At 44.3% G+C, this 20,248-nt stretch carries 17 protein-coding genes; all 17 read right to left on the bottom strand.

The genetic code is table 11. The features are described 5' to 3' along the window. Positions 1 to 6: 6 nt before the first annotated feature. The 17 genes from P0M28_RS10230 to P0M28_RS10310 all read right to left on the bottom strand — a co-directional run bounded on the left by P0M28_RS10230 (position 7) and on the right by P0M28_RS10310 (position 20,242). Positions 7 to 5,568, bottom strand: a complete 5,562-nt coding sequence (locus tag P0M28_RS10230; protein ID WP_302209797.1) for a hypothetical protein — start codon at positions 5,566 to 5,568, stop codon at positions 7 to 9. Between the two features lie 59 nt (positions 5,569 to 5,627). After that, the gene (locus P0M28_RS10235; RefSeq protein WP_302209799.1) at positions 5,628 to 6,233 is read right to left on the bottom strand and encodes a hypothetical protein; all 606 of its coding nucleotides are present in this window, start codon (positions 6,231 to 6,233) and stop codon (positions 5,628 to 5,630) included. Continuing rightward, on the bottom strand, positions 6,230 to 6,757 hold the full coding sequence (locus P0M28_RS10240; protein WP_302209801.1) for an OmpH/Skp family outer membrane protein: 528 nt from the start codon (positions 6,755 to 6,757) through the stop codon (positions 6,230 to 6,232). The genes P0M28_RS10235 and P0M28_RS10240 overlap by 4 nt, the downstream gene beginning before the upstream one ends. Positions 6,758 to 6,762: 5 nt before the next feature. Then, positions 6,763 to 7,854, bottom strand: a complete 1,092-nt coding sequence (locus tag P0M28_RS10245; protein ID WP_302209803.1) for a fibronectin type III domain-containing protein — start codon at positions 7,852 to 7,854, stop codon at positions 6,763 to 6,765. A gap of 20 nt (positions 7,855 to 7,874) precedes the next feature. Beyond that, positions 7,875 to 9,344 (bottom strand): hypothetical protein, encoded by a 1,470-nt coding sequence (locus P0M28_RS10250; RefSeq protein ID WP_302209805.1) that lies wholly within the window; start codon positions 9,342 to 9,344, stop codon positions 7,875 to 7,877. A gap of 369 nt (positions 9,345 to 9,713) precedes the next feature. Next, positions 9,714 to 10,235, bottom strand: coding sequence for a hypothetical protein (locus P0M28_RS10255; RefSeq protein WP_302209807.1), 522 nt, complete (start codon positions 10,233 to 10,235; stop codon positions 9,714 to 9,716). 17 nt (positions 10,236 to 10,252) lie between these two features. Beyond that, entirely contained in the window at positions 10,253 to 10,669 is a 417-nt protein-coding gene (locus P0M28_RS10260) for a hypothetical protein (protein WP_302209809.1), read from the bottom strand. Continuing rightward, positions 10,653 to 11,195 (bottom strand): hypothetical protein, encoded by a 543-nt coding sequence (locus P0M28_RS10265; protein ID WP_302209811.1) that lies wholly within the window; start codon positions 11,193 to 11,195, stop codon positions 10,653 to 10,655. The genes P0M28_RS10260 and P0M28_RS10265 overlap by 17 nt, the downstream gene beginning before the upstream one ends. Next, positions 11,192 to 12,391 (bottom strand): hypothetical protein, encoded by a 1,200-nt coding sequence (locus P0M28_RS10270; protein WP_302209812.1) that lies wholly within the window; start codon positions 12,389 to 12,391, stop codon positions 11,192 to 11,194. Before P0M28_RS10270 ends, P0M28_RS10265 begins: the two co-directional genes overlap by 4 nt. Further along, positions 12,391 to 14,373, bottom strand: coding sequence for a type II secretion system protein GspD (locus P0M28_RS10275; RefSeq protein WP_302209813.1), 1,983 nt, complete (start codon positions 14,371 to 14,373; stop codon positions 12,391 to 12,393). The genes P0M28_RS10270 and P0M28_RS10275 overlap by 1 nt, the downstream gene beginning before the upstream one ends. Positions 14,374 to 14,379: 6 nt before the next feature. After that, positions 14,380 to 15,819 (bottom strand): GspE/PulE family protein, encoded by a 1,440-nt coding sequence (locus P0M28_RS10280; RefSeq protein ID WP_302209814.1) that lies wholly within the window; start codon positions 15,817 to 15,819, stop codon positions 14,380 to 14,382. Beyond that, positions 15,819 to 16,268, bottom strand: a complete 450-nt coding sequence (locus P0M28_RS10285; RefSeq protein ID WP_302209815.1) for a hypothetical protein — start codon at positions 16,266 to 16,268, stop codon at positions 15,819 to 15,821. Before P0M28_RS10285 ends, P0M28_RS10280 begins: the two co-directional genes overlap by 1 nt. 64 nt (positions 16,269 to 16,332) lie before the next feature. After that, positions 16,333 to 16,740 carry a type IV pilin protein gene (locus tag P0M28_RS10290; RefSeq protein WP_302209816.1) on the bottom strand — a complete coding sequence of 136 codons (408 nt, stop codon included), beginning with the start codon at positions 16,738 to 16,740 and terminating at the stop codon, positions 16,333 to 16,335. A 260-nt stretch (positions 16,741 to 17,000) separates the two neighbouring features. Beyond that, positions 17,001 to 18,170 carry a type II secretion system F family protein gene (locus P0M28_RS10295; RefSeq protein ID WP_302209817.1) on the bottom strand — a complete coding sequence of 390 codons (1,170 nt, stop codon included), beginning with the start codon at positions 18,168 to 18,170 and terminating at the stop codon, positions 17,001 to 17,003. Next, on the bottom strand, positions 18,158 to 18,655 hold the full coding sequence (locus tag P0M28_RS10300) for a PulJ/GspJ family protein (protein ID WP_302209818.1): 498 nt from the start codon (positions 18,653 to 18,655) through the stop codon (positions 18,158 to 18,160). Before P0M28_RS10300 ends, P0M28_RS10295 begins: the two co-directional genes overlap by 13 nt. Continuing rightward, positions 18,645 to 18,998 carry a PilV family protein gene (locus P0M28_RS10305; protein ID WP_302209819.1) on the bottom strand — a complete coding sequence of 118 codons (354 nt, stop codon included), beginning with the start codon at positions 18,996 to 18,998 and terminating at the stop codon, positions 18,645 to 18,647. Before P0M28_RS10305 ends, P0M28_RS10300 begins: the two co-directional genes overlap by 11 nt. Beyond that, a complete protein-coding gene (locus P0M28_RS10310) occupies positions 18,995 to 20,242 on the bottom strand; it encodes a hypothetical protein (RefSeq protein ID WP_302209820.1) in 1,248 nt (415 codons plus the stop codon). Before P0M28_RS10310 ends, P0M28_RS10305 begins: the two co-directional genes overlap by 4 nt. Between the last annotated feature and the right edge of the window lie 6 nt (positions 20,243 to 20,248).

Below are 20,248 nucleotides of genomic sequence, written 5' to 3' on the forward strand. Positions count from 1 at the left end.
CGATTACTAGTAGTTTTCTTTATAGTGGTAGATTTGCTTACTGACCTGCCTTTCTACCACGTATTGTATCTCCTGGTAGGTAGCAATTAGTCGTCCCATACCGTCGTACTCAAAGCGGGTGTAAAAATTATCGGCGTCTAGTATGTAGGTCAGCTCATCGGTAATGGGGTCGTATACGTAAGAGGTCATGCTGGCATCCAGCGGATGAAAGCGGAAGTCATCAAAGTATACGGTACCTGCTTTAGCGGTCTCGTTTTTGCATCCTACTTCGGTAATAGTACCAGGAGGAACATCCAGGGTAATCAGATGCCAGGCTCCGGCTTGCACTCCGGTTTGCTGGGCACTCTGGGTAATGGTATTGCCATCTACTTGGGCGTATAGTTGGGCATCGGCTAGTTTATCATCATCCTGCACGTACACCCAGGCACTTACCCGATGAGCCCGGGCGGCATTAGTTCGCTGAGGGATAAACGTAAAGCAGCGTTGCCCCTGAGGAATACCGATGCTGTATTGCCCCGTATGACTAAAGGCGGTGGTAGCCGGCCAGTTGCCTCCCGTTACTCCCCCTTCGGTATTCCAGTCGGCCAAAGCTTCGGCTCCGGAGTAGGCAAACTCATCATAATTGGCATTGGCTACCGTGGCTAGTACCCGCTGCTGCTGGTTATCCATGCGGGTAGCCGCATAATTATTATTGATATCCATCGCTTCCAACGCGTGAGAGTAGGGATCGTATAGCGTAATCTCAGTCTGTCTTTCCCAGTTAGGATCATCGCTCTCCTCATTATAGTTCCAGGCCATAAATGGCACCAAGCTATTGGCGGGAGCTGTACCATCCGCCTGTAAGGCTACTCCATCGCCAATCCAGCTAAAGCTGCGGTGCTTACGCCATATTCCCGGTTGTTTACCTGCTGGTAAATCATCGGGGCGAGCATCCAGGTTCCAAGATGGTAGTATCTCCACTTGGTCACTCCAGGTCTGTGCCCCCGCCGAAACAATCCCCTCAGGCAAGTAATCTACCTGCGGAAACTGATCGGGATTGAAGTTGGGGTTGATTTTATACGTCATACTTTCGGCCGACTGGATGAGCATATGCTTGTTAGCCGAATTCTTTACTTTTAGTCCCATTGCCTCGTAGGCCGGAATACGGTAAGCGGGAGTGGATAGGGTAACGAACTGATTGCCGTAGCTATCTTCCGTCCAGGTTTCGGTCGGCTCACCGGAATAAAAGTCAAACGCCAGGTTCCGTTGCTCAGAGGCGATCCCCGTTTTATAGTTAATGGTTGTAGTACCTAGTACTACCGAGGGGTACTCTTCTTTTATCGTTTGGATGGTCTGCCGTACGTCTCTAATCGGCGTAGAGCCATCGGCTTGAGGCACCTCTTTTTTAACGATACGGTTCTCCTGAAACAACTGGGTAATCAATCCCTGCCCGCCAAAGCGGTCGATCAAATCCTGGCGGTAGCCTTCGTCGTTGAGGGTAGTGTTAATCTCGTGGTCGTCGTACAGATAGTGGGTACGTGTTTCGGATAGCAAAACTCCCCCTTTACCGTACTGCTCTACTTTTTTCAGCGCACCTACTGCCGTAGAAAAGTCGCGCATGGTTACTACTCTTCCTTCCAGCTCCTCGCTAGCACAGTCTTCACAATCGCGGGTACGCCGCGAGATCATATCCTCCTCAAAGGTCTGAAAGGTGTAAGCTACCGCCCCTGGCACCTGAAAGGGAGGCTCCTCATCGTACTGCACCTCCTCAGTCACCGTTACTCGCCCATATACTACCCCCGGTGGTGGTACTTCCCGGGCGTTGGCGAGGAGGTTGGAGAAACCTTGGTACAAATTTGTTAGATATTCCTCTGTTGCTTCTATCTGACGCTGTAGCTCTCCATTAAGTCTTGAAAGATTTGGAGGGCTCCAATCACCAAAATCTAATATATTTTGATCAAGTCCAGTTGGTTCGTAGCTAGTAGTACCGTTTTCGTAAGTATATCTAGTGTTAAATAATTTTGCTTGATCTGCAAGGGATACACTCTCTACTCTTAAACCACCTCCTTTTTGCCCAAACTCACTCTCAAATGATAAATTTCCTCCGATCCATATCGGAGGAAATTTATAATCAACATCTATGTTTACCTTTTTTCCTTCAAGATCGATACAGTCTCCCTGAAATAGTACTCTCCCTTTGATTTCGGTAAGCTTACTAAAAAATATTGGAGATTCAACATCAATACTATTTTCACTAATACTGACTATTGCTAAGTCATCTTCAGAATAAGAAATATTTTCATATATATTGCCCCCATCTATTCTATCACCATCACAAATAATTGCTGAACTCTTATTGAAAAAAAATCTGATTAACCCTTGCAAACTAATCCTTGAGTTTTCAGAAAATACATTTTGGTAGTCACCTATCTGATCATAAAATTCAATTCTAACAATTTCGCCTTCTACAGGGCTGGCCGATGCGATCCTTAAAACTTTACTTTTATGTAACTTTGGTTTAATATACTCATCACTATCATAGTCAATACTTATCACTGACCCTAAGCTAGTTCTTAAATTTTTTAGCGACCAAGAATCAGTGTGCTCCGAAGATTTTTTGCTTATGAGGCGACTCAAGTTCTCGTTACTTAAATCTTCGTAGTCCGATTTATAGTAGCCCCACATATCGTAGGCTTCGGCATCGTAAGGATAGTTTTCAGATTTTACTACTTGTACCGGAGCATTATCTAATGATGTTAAAAGCAAGCTTCTGTTTACTACGTTTGCTCTTACACTGTTGCTTCCGGTAATCTCGGTGATACGGCATAGGTATGCTCTTCCTTCGTGCTCAAACTTTATCATTTCTCCCACTGAAAAAACGCCCTCCTGTAAATTCTCAACCTTAATACTATTGAATAAGATGGTGTTTACTCGGGATACTTCCGCTGTATAACTTTCGGATTCATCATCGTAACCGAAGGTCATGGGAGGTATTATACTAGCTCCGCCTTTACCAAGAAAGCTTAGACTATTTAATGTGAGCTTACCCTGTTTGCGGTAATTAAAGTTTGGAACATTTTCACCTACATCGGTTATATTTTGGTACATACTGCCGGAGGCATCGTAACTATTCGGGGTTAGTGGCTGTAGAGAGTAATCGTGCCCAAAATCTATGATCCGTAGCGATTTTTCGGTAAGCTCTTCAGCAATATTTGCTACATCGTGAATATCCACCAATCCGCCTCCTTGATGAATGGTTCCACTCACCGTTCTAGTAACAGGTTGCCCATCTCGGAAAGAACCATCTTCACCGGATACCTCCCAGCGGTGATTATACTCGTCGCTATTGTTAGCAATACTGCTACCACCTAACGCTTGGTACGCTTCATTCTTAAGCAGATAAATCTTATTAAGCTTTAGCGTGCTGGTAGGCATCTTATTGTACTTGCCAATTTCCCTTTCTGATTCTAGCCTAGAGCCAGATCGTCTAACGGTTACTGTTACTGGTTGGTCAGTTTGCACTTCAAATCCTCCGTTGTCCGGATCAGTAGTACTTTTACTGTCGGCCCGTAGTTCTTTCACAAATAGTGCGGTGTGGGTTCGGGTTTGTACGGTATTAAGGTAGTACAGCTCCTTTTTCCCCCGGGAGTAATTTTGAATATCCCGATCAATATCCTTGTGCATCCCCTCACCCGGGTTGCGCCACTCGTAACTATCCGCCCATTTTCCGTAGTTAAATTTTACCCAGTATCCCCAATCGTTTTCTTCGTCTATGGTTCCATCTTGTGCGGGGTTGCGGTTTACGTAGTCTGGCCCCGTAATCGCCGTAAGCAACCAGGTGTAGGCATAGGCGTGGGGGTGCTCCTTATTATTTTCTACGTTTCCCCGCCTATCGTCAATCGTTTCACTGTGAATGTATTCGTCGTAAGCGTACACCGGTAGAGAGTAGTGGTAGGTGATGCCACTTTCATTCGTGATCATAAACCCACCTACTTGCTGGGTTACTGCGCTACCATACCTACCAGAACGAGAACCATTAGAAATACCCCGACGAGGATCATCCGTATTATCAGTGGGGTTGCGATTTCTAGAAACTTGCGATTGCTTATCGTAGGAGATGAATCCGAAATCATCATAAGCTTCGCCACTATTAATTTGAAAGTTTGTAAAGTATTCTACGTGTTTAGAACCTGCTAGCTGCTGCTTTAGAACATTATATCCGTCGGACGGACGGTAGGTGTTAGTATTGTTTACTATCACTGAAGTAGGCGAAGTTCTACGAATCGAAGGATCATTCACTAGGTGATTAGTGTTAGAAAAGTCATTATTGAACCGAAATGCGACTGCCTTTGCGTTAAAATTTCCGACGTAGGTTATGATATTTTGCCCAGTGTCTTCATTATCTCCATTTACTTGGTCGACATTTTCCCGATAAAGGGTTCGGTTAGTGTAAAAATAAGGTTGAATACTGCCGCTCAAGCCCTGTCCGGTTACATTATAAAAATCAGTTGCCGCCATACTACCGCCTAGCACTTTGTCGGCCTCATCGTTCTCCACAATACCTCCTTCCGCATCCGGATCTAACAGGGCGTAAGAATCAAATGAATTGTCTTCTGGCTCTTGCCACTCTGGATAGAGCGTTCCCCAGGTGCTTACTTCACTACTCTCATTGGAGTAATAGCGAAGGTAATTATAACCTAACGTTAACCAAGCCTTGGGAGTACCTAGGGGGATAGGAACACTAAAGCCATAACCTTCTGTTGTAATACGCCCAGCAGTGCTGTTTACTTGGTTAATAGATGCTCCCCCGACACTAACGTTCGGTTTTAATCCGTTAGAACTAATGGAAGCTCCCATTATTGATATACCATTTGAGCCTATTCCAGCACTAGCGTAGCCACCTATGCTTCCCGATGAGTTAATTGATAACCCGATTGATCCACCTAATCTTTGGGCTGATTCAGCTGATTTTCCGATGGGTACTCCGGCTGATACTCCAACATTGGCGTAAGACCCGCCATACCCGTTAGTTCCAACGTTTATTCCTGCACTTAAAGGACTTTTTTCTCCAAAAGGCATCCCGAAACCAAAGTTACTGCCTACACCAAATCCTTGGTAAGTGTCTTGTGAAAATGATAATCCAAAGTTTGCCCCACTCGGTAAGCCTACACCTACTGAGAAAGTACTTCGCCCCCCACCTTCCCAACTATCCGTTACTTTCCGATTAGCTCCGTAGTGGTCGTCGGGGTAGCCGTTTACCGTTCGGTTAATAGCACCGGGGTTCAACGTCCAGCCTAAACCAACCCAACTAGCTTCTTCATTAGGCTGAATACCTGCGTGATAGGATAGAGATAAAGGATACCCGCCTTCCGGGCCAGGAACTTCCAGCAATGGGATGTTATACGTAAAATCTCCGGTTGCCAAATTGACCATATCGGTAGTATCTACCGGCTCAAAGCTGGTGTACTCGGGGGCAGTGGGGCCCGCCGTCAGTGCGTAACTGAGGGTGGGAAGAAACAGGTAATTTATCTGCAATAGTAGTAGGGCTACGGCTACTGGCCGTTTGATATTTTTTTGACTAATCATCATGCTTATTCCCGGTCAATTTTCTCTTATTTTATAATATTCTTTCCTCTTGGATATAAATCTCAATGAAACTGTATCTGTGGTGTTTTTTTCCAATCCTCGGTACGAAAGCGAAACTTCTGAGAACCAGTGCCCATCCCAAATTCTTGTAAATCAAACTGCACCCACGCATCTTCCGCTAACTCCTCTCGGGCAAACGCAAACAGCACATCCGTGCTGCTACCGTAACCGTATAAGCGGGGAAAAACGAAATCGCTTACTGGAATGGTATCCTCCTCAGAGGTAACCAGTTGCGTATACTTACCCATCCGAAAAGCTAGGGTCTGCAATTGCTCACTGAATCGCGCATAGTTCGCACTACGGTAGAGAGCATCTTGCTTATCGGCCGACAAGCTCAGCACAAAGTAAGCGTATTGACCGTATTTCTGCCGCAGCGAATCTACTTTGGCTGAACTGGTACTGCCGTTTAGTTCTTGAGCCACTAGTAAATCAGTAGGGCGATACTGAAGGGTAATCTGCAATTCGTTTGCCTGTTTTTTCTGTCGTAGCCCATGGTCAGCGTCTCGGACGTAGCGTTGTAGTTCAGCTTCGCTCAGGTAAGTGGGCGAGTAACAACCGTACAAAAAACAGCCCACCATGATTACTACCAGCTTCATTGGTATATTCATGGAATGTACGCTTCGTTTAATACTTTCAGTAGCTCCGAGGTTAAATCTGCTCCTTCCTGGGCGTAGGCAATAGTACCGGAACCATTGGCCACCAATATTACGCGGTAGCCATGTTTTTTGCCGTACTCCTCAACCAGGCTATTCACTTGGCTTAACACCTGCTGGGTCATCTGCTGGTCTTCCTGAGTGACTTTTTCTTGAATAGCCCGCTGGTAGTTTACTAATTGTTGCTGCTTACTTTTAAGCTCCTGTTCTGTCTGTGCAAGAGTAGTGGTCTTGAGGGTTTTCTGCTCTTGGTATTTCGCTTGTACTACTTGCATTTCTTGCTTTAAGGTATCAATGTTAGCCTGCCACTGGATAGCTTTTTTCTGGTAAGCCTGTTGGGCATCAGCCATTCCTCGGTACTCAGCCAGTAGTTTCACTGAATCTACGTAAGCTACTTTTTCTTTATCAGTAAGATGTAAGTAGTAGATACCCGCTAAGGCAACCGCCCAGAGGATATGAGGAATCATGTTCTTGGTCATAATTTTCACGGATTTTCGCAGTGTAACCTCCCTTTATTGTTGATAATAATATTGCTGATACAGGCTTCGCAGTTTTTTTCTACTGTCACCCGGTCTCGCACCGTTAGCGTTGCTCCCTCAATGGTGAGTAGTGAGGAGGTTCCTTCGGTATCCAGGCTTAACTTGGTACATAACTGATCGCCGTCTAGTGAAATAGCGTGCCCGTTGATAAAAACCAATGCAGCTTCGTGAGGAGTTGAGACTGTCGGCGGGCCTTGTTTAGTATGTGACCAAGTGAGTGGGGTAGTCCAGTCATTGCTGGCAATAGCGTAATAGGTGACTGGCGAAACTAGCATGGTTGTGGCAGCAGTAGTATCGGAATAATTAGAAACCCAGTCCCCATTTACGGCCTGGATGCGGTATTGGTAGGTCACGCCTGAAACTAACGTAGTATCTAAGAAAGCTTCTTCGTTTACCCTCGTCGTAAATATACGTTGGAATGCCCCGCTACCCTCGGGTCGGCGCTCAATGGCAAAGCCCCTTTCGTTATCAGACTGATCTTTCCAAGTAAGGTATATTTCCCGGTCGGACGCTGCTTGCGCTACTAGATTGGTAGACTCATTGGGAGCACCCGGATGACGAACCAGCCGACTATCGGAGAAATCGCTGGGGCTGCTGGCTTTCACGTCAATCTGTCGCCCTTGGTAGAAGAGCCTATGCGTAGCTGAACCTTGGTAGTGTCCACTCCGCACAAAAGTTTCGGTATGAGCCGGTATGCTAAGTGATTGCTCGGCACTGTTACCGTGCGCTTTGAGTACTACACTTTTCACTTCGTTGGTTGCATTACGAATTCGCCACACCGAGTACCGTTCCTGTCCGCTTTCCCGAATCTTCCCGTGGGAGACTAAGCGTAACCCAGTGTTCTGTTTACCAGCATCGGTCCCAGGGAATGGTAGGTCAGCTCGCCCGAAGTAGCGTACCGCTTCGTCTAGCCGGATGGTAGTAGCTCCATCACTGTTGAGAGCAGTATCATTAGCGAAGCTTACTGAAGTGGTGCATGCTATTACACTTAGTAGACTGAACACCTGGGGCATTAAAGGTTTTAAGTAGTTGAACATAGCTGATATGTTTCTAATGATTATTTCTTACGCCCTAATTGCTGAACCTTCTTCTCTAATTGCTCAATCTTTTTATTCTGCTCAATCAGATATAAAGTAAGCTCTTCTATTTTTTGCAATAGCCTAGCATCCATTTCACCTAAATCAATGCCTTTCTCCTTTACCTCCGATTCGGAAGGAATATCTGGTAAATGTTTATGCTTCTTAATAAACTTCTCTACTGAAAGGAGCGAAGGAAGCTGGTAAGTATCGTCGGTAAATACGAAATCCGGCCACCGCTGCCCTGAAGTAGCTCTAATAGACGAGACTAGTACATTTCCGCTAAGTACTATATTGCCCCCTCCCTCTTTCGTTATAGCGAAGTCATTATTATTGTTCAAGCCCATCCAGGCTTTTCGCGAATTACTTCTTTTAAATTGGAAATACTGCCAAGAGTTATCGGAGTTGTTAAACGTCATAACTGCATCCGAATTGGTGTTGACAGTGACACCCCCCTCGAAGGATACACTCCCCTTAACATCTAAAGTATGCGAAGGAGAAGAGGTACCTATTCCAACCCTTCCATCCTTGGTAATTCGCATTCTTTCAGAAATATTTCTACCCGAGCCAGAAGCTGTAGAGAATGAAATATAGGGATTATGGCTGTTGCCCTCCCATAGTTTTATTTGTGCTTTTGTTTGACCATCATTGGTAATCATAAAACCAACCTGTCGGTTTGAGCTACCTGAATTGAAGAGCCATGATCGCTCTTGTGAAACATCAACTCCGGCAACTATTTTAAGATCGTGAATTCTAGCATCTCCATTAACATGTAAAGCGTCGGTGGGATTGGTAGTTCCAATACCTATTCTTCCATTATGCTCAATAACCATACGACTCGAACCAGCAGTTTTAAATAGAATGCGCTGATTATACTGTGCTCCGTAACTATTCATTGCTTCTAGAAGTAGAGTATTGCCCGTGCCACTACCAATTCCGGTACTCTTATCGATCATCACCTGCCCATATCGTCTACCATCAGTCTGACGTATAAGCATTCCCTTCCCATCAACACCTTCTATTCGTATATTGCCGTTATTAATTTCTAGCTTATCATTAGGTGAAGTGGTACCAATTCCTACTCTCCCATCTCCCGAGCCGTCAATGCGCATTACTTCTTGGTGTGAAAGGTTACGAGTATTAGTTATAAACTTAATAACACCTTCTCCCGAAGTATTACGCAAAAATAGATCATTATCCATAAAACCAACGAACCCGTTCAATCCACTATCACTACCTCTACGGAATCGGATTAACCCCTGCCCATTTGTGGTACTTCCGACAGATAAATTTCCATTGATATCCAACGCGCTTCCTGCTACAGGAAGTGTGTTAATTCCAATTCGCCCCTGTGTATCTTGTACTTTAATTTCGGGAGTATACAATTGAGCGAAAGATTGGGGGATTAGTAATCTGAGGAGATAGATTACTATAGCGACTTTTTTTAACATCTGTTCAGGTGATTTGAAAAGTTGAAGGCGTAAAAATAGCAACCTAAAAGTAATTGGTGATAGATGCTAAAAACGGATTTCTTACACACGTACTTTTGTAACAAACTACAGATTTATCGCTACAAAATCAGCTGATACTTTGTTAACGAAATTCTTTCGCGTAGACCCACAATATCTTTAAATACTACCGAACTTAGGTACTTCTTATTCAGGTTATCAGTCGTTCTGAATAGCTATAAAAACGTTTTTTCTCAAATGTTGAGAGAACAGCAGAGTGAGTGTTAATTCTACTCCCACTCACTCTGAGTGCCAAATTGTCTAATTTCATGTTTTGAGGGAAAGAGTAAGTTTTTTTAGCAAATGACTAACTTATGGATTACCTGTTAACCATTTTATCCTACCCTCCTTTACGATATATTGAATATCCTTACCCGAACGTACCAATACTGAATCTTTATAAATTTTTTCTACCAAAAAGGGTGAGATGCGATCCTGTATCTTAACCAATTTCCGCACTCCATCCAGCGCAATGATGGCTACCTTTTGTTGAGTGTGGCTATTTTCAATCATTCCCAAATAAGTAATACGGCCCCAGTTTACCCCGGCTGATACATCGGATTTAGTGGTATTGGCAATCAGTATCGGTGTAGAAGAGGCAGAAGCTGGCTCACCTTGCGACCGGACAGGCTGACGTTTTAAGAAAGGATCAGCGTAATTTAGCTGAAGAGTGTAGGTATCTATTACCATTTCTTCTGTTGTCAACAAAGGAGCCGTTCGGGAGGGCATGAGTGGTTCTTCTCCCTTAACTGCCTGGTAAATCCGATAGCCAATAACAATCCAGATCACTGCCACGGCAGGCAATAGTATATACACCAATCGCTTATCTTTCATCTCTATCACTTTTAGATTTAGCCATCAGTTTCTACCGGATCATCATTCGGAATAGCAGCAGGTGGATCAACTGTAAAACTTCTAGCTGGGCTAAAAGTGCCTTGGTAAGTGGCATTTTCAGCCCGTACCCGCCAGGCATATTGCCCTGCTGTCAATACCAGCGGGAGTTGATGGGTTTGAACCAATGTATCAATAGTCAAGGTGGCGGATTTCTCAAAAGTAGGACTAACTACTTGTACCCGGTACAAAGTATTTACAGATAAACTCTCCCACCAAAGGATGATGTCAGTTCGCTCTGTCGTTATTAAATCAGCCGGGGCTAGCAGTACAATGGTTTCATTAGAGACATCCTCAGCGATAAAGTCATCGCAACTGATCAAACCTAGTAACCCAAGGTATACCAGCCACAGTATGGTTTTACCTATTTTTATCATTGGTTATTTCTTTTATTCCCTGAATAAAAAACTGCCCCTGTAAATACGTTTGTTTCTCCCGTCGGTCGTAGATAGTGTTAAAAACTATCGAAGTAACTCTTCCTTGTTGTAAGCTAGATTCCAGTGCCTGGCATACTCGGACTTGAGCTTGAAAGCTTCCCTCTAATATCAACTCATGGGTTTCTACTTCTAGGTGTTCTTCTATAAATGTTTCTGCCTCCTGAAAGGAGTGTAATTGTAACTGATGTTGCTGACAGTAGGCACCAATTTTCTCGAACAACTCTCTCCGTAGGGCACTTTCCGCCGTACCCATGGCCATGACTGATCCTAATTGAGTAGACCGCTGCTCCAACTGGGCAATCCGTTGGGGTGCTCCTGTAGCCTGTTCCAACTGCTGTTGTAAATCAGCGTTGACTTGGACTAGACTCACTGTCTTACGAACCGAAACGCCCAGTACCAACAGCAATAGTATACCGGACAAAGCGAGCAACAACTGATTCTTACGACGATAACTGAGCGAGTTCATGGCTGAAGTAGTAAGGTGAACATAAACTCTCCGGCTTCCCGACTGGCATCCGCCGTATACTGCTGGTTCTGAAGCTTAGCTACCCAAGGTTGCTGTTCCAGCTCACTAAGCCAGCGATTTAAAACAACCATATCGTGGCAGTGCCCAGTTATCCGTAGCTGGCTACTATCAAACACTTTCCTCTTATCTTTTCGGTAGCGGTTTTCATCTAAGGGGCTTACGTGCAATTGAGTTAGAACAATATCGTTTGGTACCGTAGCTGCCAAACGGTCGGCAAGCGAGGCTTTACTGCGGCTATTTTCCCAGTTGAGGGTAGTCAAAAAGGCCTCTTTTTCTGCTACTTCTTGCTGTAGTGTGGTTAATTTCTGCAATACTGATTGATGAGCCACACTTTCGCCAACTAGTAACTCATTTTGCTGAAAAGCCCGAAAATAAACTACCGAATTGATCAACAGTACCAGCAAAAAAAAGCCTAATATTACTGGAAGTGATTTTGTAAATATCTGGCGTTGTTTGAACTCGGCTTGAGTGGCCTGCTGTGGTAGGTTGCCTTCTACTGGTATAAAGTACGAAAGGGCGGTAGCATACGCTAGTAAGTCCCGGGAGGGTATAACCTCATCACCGATAGTATAGCGGGCTTCCGAATGATCGTGCTCATTCGTAGTATGTATTTGTTGTAGTTGTTGATCGGCAACATCAATGTTTTGGAAAGGAAGGTGCAGAGCAGTGATTTCTTGAGACAAGTACGGAAGGATTGTATTCAGTGAAAAGGGGCCTAACTGTACCGATAGTACCCATCTATGATGTCCGTTAAAACGTTCTAACAGCTTATCCACCACACTCCGGCGGGCAATTCCCACCCATTGCCCTGAATAACGAATAGCGTAAAAATCTTCAAGTCGGGCATCGGGAATAATTTCACTGAGATAATTTTGACTATCTTCCGCTACTTTTCGTACCAGAATACCTTTCCCTTCTACGGTAAGATGTATCGGTGTATGTGGGGCAATATATTCAGTAAGTTCTTCCCAACGCTTAATGCCAGCTCGTTTGGTCACTACCTGGATCATTTGCTTACGTTGTTCCAGTACGCAGACTGAAAAGGTGCATTCTTGAGAGGGTGCCCAACGGGCGTGAACCCCCGCCACGGTCTTGCTCTTCAGCCAACGGTTTGATATGGTATCCCATGCTTTCATCAATAGACAATCGTAGGTTTGATGAAAATAATCAGTTGGTTTTTCGCCCGGCTTTTCGAGCGGGAACTAAACAACCACTTCAAGACCGGAACCCGCGATAGTCCGGGAGTGCCTGAGCCGGAATTACTGCGGCGTACTTCCTCTAATCCCCCCAGTACAATCATTTCCTGATCGCGTACCCGAATCTTGGAAATAAAGCTACGGGTTGCATTACCAGGAGGTAGTCCTTCTCCGGTAGGCTCAATAAAGTCGGAAAAAGAGGCTTCTATATTTAGGGTCACATGTTCATCTCCTGCTACAAATGGATTGATTTTAATTTCTAGATTCGCTTCTAGCTCGCGAAATCGTTGGGTTACGGTATTAATGGGGCTTACCCCAGTTGTGATATTCTGAGTTTGTTCGGCAAAAAACTGTGTTTGCCCAATCGACAAAGCAGCTTCATGTCCATTCAAGGTAGACAGTTTAGGTGTAGAGCGAACATTAATCATATTCTCATTTTCCAGGGCTTGTAAGTTGACGTAAAACTGCGGAGTAACTTGCCCGAGATTAACAATACCATTATTACTCAACTTGCTTAGTACGCTGTTGATGGATCGGGAACTGAGAGTCATATCCACTCCTGATAATATCTGCCCACCCGTAGTGACGGTAGAGTCTGATAATCCAGCTTGAATACCAGTTTGCAAACTGCTTCCTTTTTTCACGTCTACCACGATAACCTCAATCAAAATATTAGGTACTAATTGATCAATACCGCGAAGAAATGCCTTTACCTCATTGATTTGAGGGCGACCGCCGCTAACAATAATGCTATTTAAGTCTTTAAATACTTTAATTTCCACGCCCTGTCGCAATTCGACCGGAATAATTTCTTCTACTTCTTCTACTGTGCGAAACTGCATACGGATCAGTTCAGAACTTCTCAGTCCTTCCTGGTTTCGCTGCCCAATCAGATAAACTGATTCTTGCTGCCGGTAGGTATGCTGAGTATTTTGTAGTAAGAAACTAAGTAGGTTTTCGTAACTTACTTCTTTCAAAAAGCAGGTCGCTACTCCTTCCGGCACAGTGAAGAACACATAATCTTTGTTGAGACGACGAGAAGCCGCCTCAATAACTTCTACAATAGGGACTTCCAATGCTTCAATAGATAATAGGCTATCTCCGGTTTCACTTACCAGCAGTTTTAATTCAAAAAAGCTACTAGAAGTGCCCTCTGATGAAGTGCCGTTACCTTGATGATTACGACGATGATTGGCTGAACGACGAACCACCGAAGTAGTCGTAGTTGCCTCTGAGCTACCGGATTTAGGTTCAATAATGTAGAAGCCATCCTCGGTTTTACGGGTTGTTAAGTTATTAGCAAAGGCCACTTTTTCCAGTCCCTGATCAAAAGGAGCATTACGCAAGTAGGCACTGACTACATTGTCTCGTACCTCAGAGGCAAGTATTATATTTTTCCCGCTCTTTTCCGTGAGCTGGCGGGTGAAAATGGTTAGGCTATCCCGGTTTAGATTCACTGACAACAGGTCATTTTGATTATCGTACTCAATACTAAGTTCCTTTTCCTCATACGGTAGTGCCGGAGCTTTAGGCCGTTGGTATGGATAGAAGGACATAATATTATTGACGAAGCGAACGTCTAACTGGTACTCCTTACACAAAAAATAAAGGAGGTCTTTAACCAGTACGTCGTGAAAATTATTAGTAACCTGAGCACTAATAGCCGGATCAACGCTGATATTAAGTCGGTGCGTTTCAGAGATACCCCGCAGTAGTTCCTGTAGGGGGGCAGCTACCACCGAAAAATTGGCAGTTTCTTCCAGCCCCGGTACCTCAATAGCCAAATCATCCAGCGCGTACTTAATCTGGCGTAGCCGGTCTTCATCCGAATAGTACCTTTCCTGCGCAATAACTACTTCTGCCAATCCTCCCCAGCTTAGTACCCACATCAACCCTATGATCCACTGTATCTTTTGACGCATCCTCACTTAGTAGTTAAAAAGTAGGGGATAAATCTCTTCTAAGCTGGTTTGCCCCTCGGCAAACAGGGCAAATGCATTCTCGGCTAAGGTTTTGATCCCTCTCTCCTGAAGCAGGTCACCTACCTGGTATTCGTTTTCTTTGATTTTCTCACTAAGCGTAGCATCAATGGGGACTACTTCGTAGATCGCTTTTCGTCCTTGGTAGCCAGTCTGATAGCACTGCTCACAGCCCCGAGCTACATAATGCTCAGAAACCTTCTGAAAAGGGCGAAAGCTTTTTGGGTATAGCTCTTCATAGAATGGCATTAACTGCTTACAATTCGGACACAACACCCGTACCAACCGCTGAGCTACGGTGGTGTTCAAGGTATTGGCCAACAAGTAAGACGGAGTTCCCATATCAACCAAGCGGGACACTGTACCCCAGGCCGAATTGGTATGGATCGTAGACAATACCAAGTGCCCGGTGAGCGCCGCCCGGATTGCCATATTGCCCGTATCTGTGTCCCGGATCTCCCCGACCATAATCACATCCGGGTCTTGCCGAAGAAAAGTTCGTAAGGCCCTTCCAAAATCCAGACCGATATTCTCCTTTAGCTGAACTTGATTGATACCTTTAAGCGTATATTCAATGGGGTCTTCAATGGTCAAAATATTGCGGCTCTCTTCGTTGAGAAGTTTTAGTGTTGCATACAGCGTGGTTGTCTTCCCTGAACCGGTTGGCCCACTAATAAGGAGTATACCGTTAGGGCGACGAATACCTTCCAGGTAATGTTCCAAATCGGCGGGAGCAAAACCGAGTTGAGAAAGCTCGATTTCCGAGGTATCACTACCCAACAATCGTAGCACAATCTTCTCTCCGTGCAGGGTAGGTACCACCGATACCCGAATATCAAACTTAAAGCCCTCCTGATGAAAAAAGATCCGGCCATCCTGGGGTAACCGCTTTTCAGCAATATCCAGGTTCGCCATGATTTTTATTTTATTAACCAGGGCTGGATACTCTTCTTTTTGAATGATCAGCCGCTCGATTAGCTTTCCGTCTATCCGCATCCGCACCCGGCACTGAGCTTCATAGGTCTCAATATGAATGTCACTACTATCCAGGGATTTTGCTTCTATTACCAACTGCAACACAAAATCGCCTGAGCCTATTGATATTGCACGACTGCCTCCTTCGGGTTTTTTACGAATCGTTTTCTTAGGATAGTACTGCGTAAGTGCACGCTCCAGGATAGTAGTCGATACCGGATACAGTGTAATACTTTTTCCGGTCAACATTTCTAGCTCGTCTACCAATTCATCATTCAACTGCTGATCATCAGCGTAGCACTCCAACGTACTAGTAGTAATTCGTTTAGGCACAGTGCGATAGTGCCAGGCCTGCTCTGCTGTCAGGCACTGCATCGTCTCGGTGTCTAGTACAATCTGATCCGCAGGTGTCATTATATCCAAAGTATTGTATCGTTGAAACCAAACGCCAATAACCAACCAGTGTAGCATATAGCTTGCAGCCCAGCTAAGGGTATCTTCTGCGTATTTCCGTAAAAGGAATACCTTCGTAGTGCGAAATGAGCCAGTAGGGCCAATACTAGACTAGAGGTGTAGAAAAACATAAAAGTTAATGGCGTTAATGCTGGGCATAGAGCCAGCCAGAACAGAACATCACCCCATCCAAGATAACCTTTCATGGGGTTTATCAACTGTTGGTGCTTAAGAATGAGATACAACCACACTCCCCCCAACTGAATACTCAAAATCAATACATTGATTACGAGTGACCACATTGTCTGTGAAAAGGAAGTACAGTACCCTCTGCCCAGACATATCAACCCGAAGACTACGGGAAATGTCCAGAGGCTAATGGCTCGGTAGCGAGTATCTTCCCATGCCATCCAGGCAAGTATGATCATTAACCCACCTGTAACTATCACTACTATTGCTATTTCTATCACCGTTCTAATCTGGGGTTATTTCCTGTAGAGCCCCTTGCTGGTCAATTTCCCATACATTAAATTGCCCGTCCCCATCAAAGTCTACAACTGCTGTTGCCCGGGCTCGAAAGGAAGTAGGGTTGGCATCAATTACCTCAACGAGGTAATTTGCTTTTCCGCCTTCCCCATCGGTTATCAGCCTCTCTTGCTCAAAACCAACAGCAATAATATTATCCGAGTAGCGGGAATGTTCGTAGAAGTAAGTTTTTTCTAGCGTGTGCAAGTGCTTTAGTGCCTGCTTAGCTTCTACGCTCCGAGTGCGGGAAATAAGGGGCATTAGAACCGGCATGGATAGCAAAACCAGAATACCAATGATAACCAGTACGACTAACAGCTCGGTCAATGTAAATGCATGTGCTTTGGCAGCCTTCATATATTATTTTTATTATACTTTATCTTACAAAGTAAATAATAATAGAATCGCTAAAAAACAGTTTTTCTCTTGACTAGGTAGGCGGGTAAGTTTTTAGCAGAATTCGAGCGAGCATACTCAATAGCTGACAGTCACTGGTCTATAGTCCACAGAAAACTTTCCCAGTTATCTGTACTTAATTATTCGTCTTTAACCTTGATCTTTTAGCTTTCAACTCCTCACTATCAATTGTATATTATTCGCTATTAACTGTAAATTACTTATCCTCCAATGCTGGTAGATAACTGAAACATAGGCAGGTACATCGCAATGAGAATGAAGCCAACGACTAGCCCTAAAAAGATAATCATTAGTGGCTCCATAAATGTGCTTAGTAAGGAAGTTTTATGTTCTACGTCTTCTGAGTAGTGAAGGGACAACTTTTGAAAGAAAACATCTAACTGATTCACTTCTTCACCAACTTTAATTAACGCAACCAATCGGGTATCAAAAATAGGAAAACAAGATAGACTTTGATGTAGCTCGCGACCTTGCATAATATCCTGTTCTATCTGGGTCAGCGCGTGATGGATAGGGTGAAAGGCGATCATTTGCCTCACCAGTTGTACGGCTCGCAGTAGTGGTACTTTTGCTCCAACCAGCAGAGCCATAGAACTACAAAATTGAGCTAAGTAAATGCCAGTGTAGATGCGACCAAATACCGGTATATGAGTGATTAACTGGGCACTTATTCTCTGAAACCATAGCTTTTTGGTTACTAGTAGTGTCCCACCGATTGTTCCTAGTATAGTGAGTAGGATAACCCAAAAATAGTTGCTCAACCCTTGTGAGAGATTTATGATCAGCTGAGTAACGTACGGAAGATCCCCGCCGAAGCGTTTGAACACATCAGAAAACATGGGAACAATAAAATAAAGCATAAAACCTACCGCTCCTAGGGAAGTAGCCAGAACTAACAGCGGATAAGAAAGAGCACTGGTAAACTGGCGACGTTGCTTTAGTTTCTGCGTAAAATAGCGGGCTAACTCGTGCAATACCGGGCTGAGCTTACCGATTTCTTCGCCAATCTGAATACTGTGGTATTCGTAAGGGGTAAAGTAATTGCTTAGTTGCAGGCTCCGCGAAAAAGAAGCACCATTTACTACCTGATCTTTAATGTCTTGGATAATTTTTGCTTGCCTTTTGTTTTGCTGCTCTTCTTCTACCAAATCCAAAGCCGCTTTAATATCCACTCCGGCAGCCAGCATGGTAGCTAGCTCCAAATACAACGCCTCCTTCTGTTTATCAGATAAGCGGGTGGGAAAGAGTTGTATATCCTGACTCATTACCCCTTTCTCTGAACTAGTTGAAGGACTTATCTTATTTTTACTACCCAAAGTGTCATTATGATGCTGAGCAGTTTGCATGTTACGCAAATCTAGTCCGGCCATACTGTTGGAGTTAATTGCATTAATTCATCGGCTGCGTAGGTTCGTTGAGCTCGGTAGCGCAAAAGTTGGTCTTCCACTTTGAGAGTAAATGACAGAGTGCTGATGGGTTTTCCAGCGACAAATACCTCTTGAGTTAAGAAATAACACTGCAAATCCTGAGCCGTTCCTGGAAATTTCTCCTGTAATCCAGCTTGTTTTCGTACCACCGCATCGCTGGTAAATTGATAGCTAGTGCTTCCCTCAACCCAATGGCAAGTCACGGTTCGGTTATCTTGTCGTAAAATGTACTTTGACTTCTCGAAATCCTGTTGTAATACACTATTTAATGTTCGGTATTGAAGCGATTGCACCTGCTGGGTACGAAACCGAGTATAGTATTGCTGGATCAATGTCAGGCCGTAGTAAGCAGCTATTAGCAAAAGACTGCTTATGACCATTACTACGGCGAGTTCTGGTAGCGTAAATGCTCGAGTTCTAGGGCGCATAAACGATAATTTGGTGGGTAGCAAGGATAGACCGTTCCGGGCCTACTGCTTCCAGGCGAATGAGCCAACCATCCTGGCTTTGAGGATGTGGTTGTACTATCTTGCGTATTACTACCTCACTGTCCGTACTTTCCTGCCAAGTTTCGTTAAAAAAGCTCTGTTGCTGTCTGGTTTCTTGGGCAAGGTCATTTAACTGTAGCTGATAGCGTAACTGGGAAGAGAAGTTCGCCGAAGAAGATACGTTAATGTATATCATCATGGCAAAGCCCATCACCAGGCTGATAAGTACCATACCGACGATAACCTCGATGAGTGATGAAGCCTCTATTTTGCGTTTAATCAAAGCCATTGAATTATCTCTGGTTGATTAATGGTTCCCCAAAGCCCCCCACCGCAATAGTAAGGGGATTGCTGACTTGCATCAATAGTAGCATTTAGTAAATGGTTTTCATATAGGCTATTATCTGCGCGATAACGAAATTTCCGGCAGCTCAAATGGCCGTGAATATTTCCTTCTAGTTCTACTAGGCCATCAACATAGACCATTCCTTTGAGTATCCCATTGTTCCTCACCTTCATAGACCGCTGATGATAATCCATGTCCGTTCCAGTAACGAAAACAGTCCCGTGTACTAAGGTTGATTCTCCGATGATCATACTGCTTTTAGAAGAAGACAGTAGTACTAATGCCGATGGGTAGCTTAGCTTACAATGACTACCGATAATTAATGTATCAGTGGCTAGTATCTGTAGGCGACCTGAAAAACTAGAGGCAACAACTACACGGGGTGCTGCGATAATTATTGCGTCGAGCTGTGCTTGGGTGTTGATAAAGATAGCTTCTTCCGACGTAATAACTACATTCCCCTGAATAACTCCTTGGATTGTAACAGACTGTGGGTTATGGTAGTAAAGCAAAGGGTCAGCAAAAGAATGAGTTATACTATCTTCTAAATGCATTAGAGGAATCATATCTGGTAATTCCCCTTTTAATACGCGATGCAAATGATCTAAACGAACTTGGTTAATTGAGGGCAGCGATGGCTGACTGGCAAAAGTAGAGCCGTGAACCAATTGCTCACCTTGGTAACCAACTTGGTCAACATATGCACCTTTAATCCCTGCTTTCGGCAAGTAGCAATCTCCTTTCAAATAAGTATGACCGCTGATGGAGAGCGGACGTTGTTCGTCGGAAAGGTAAAGTGCCGACCGTGTCAGAGTATCGGGTAGGTAGCCTAGTAGTGCCATTTTTTGATAGCTATCACTGCCTCGTTTTGCCTTGGCTACCCCTACATCAAAGATACCCCAAGGCTTACACTGAAGCCATACGCTATCCTGCTTTTTTTCAAACAGATCATTCCATCTACCTTGTCGGTATATAGAGCGATTTGGGGAAGCTCGTAACAATGCTAACCCTGACCGAGCATTTAGAATTAAATCATCGCTACGCATAAATGCTATCGTCGCTTTACGATAGTAGTAAGCTAATATTATTAGACTACTGCAAAGAGTAGTGATGACTAGTGATATAGCCAATACACTAGATAAAATACCCCCAGAGACACGTATTGGTAAAAAACCTTTCATAATTTC

This window comes from Tunicatimonas pelagia, assembly GCF_030506325.1.
Lineage (GTDB): Bacteria > Bacteroidota > Bacteroidia > Cytophagales > Cyclobacteriaceae > Tunicatimonas > Tunicatimonas pelagia.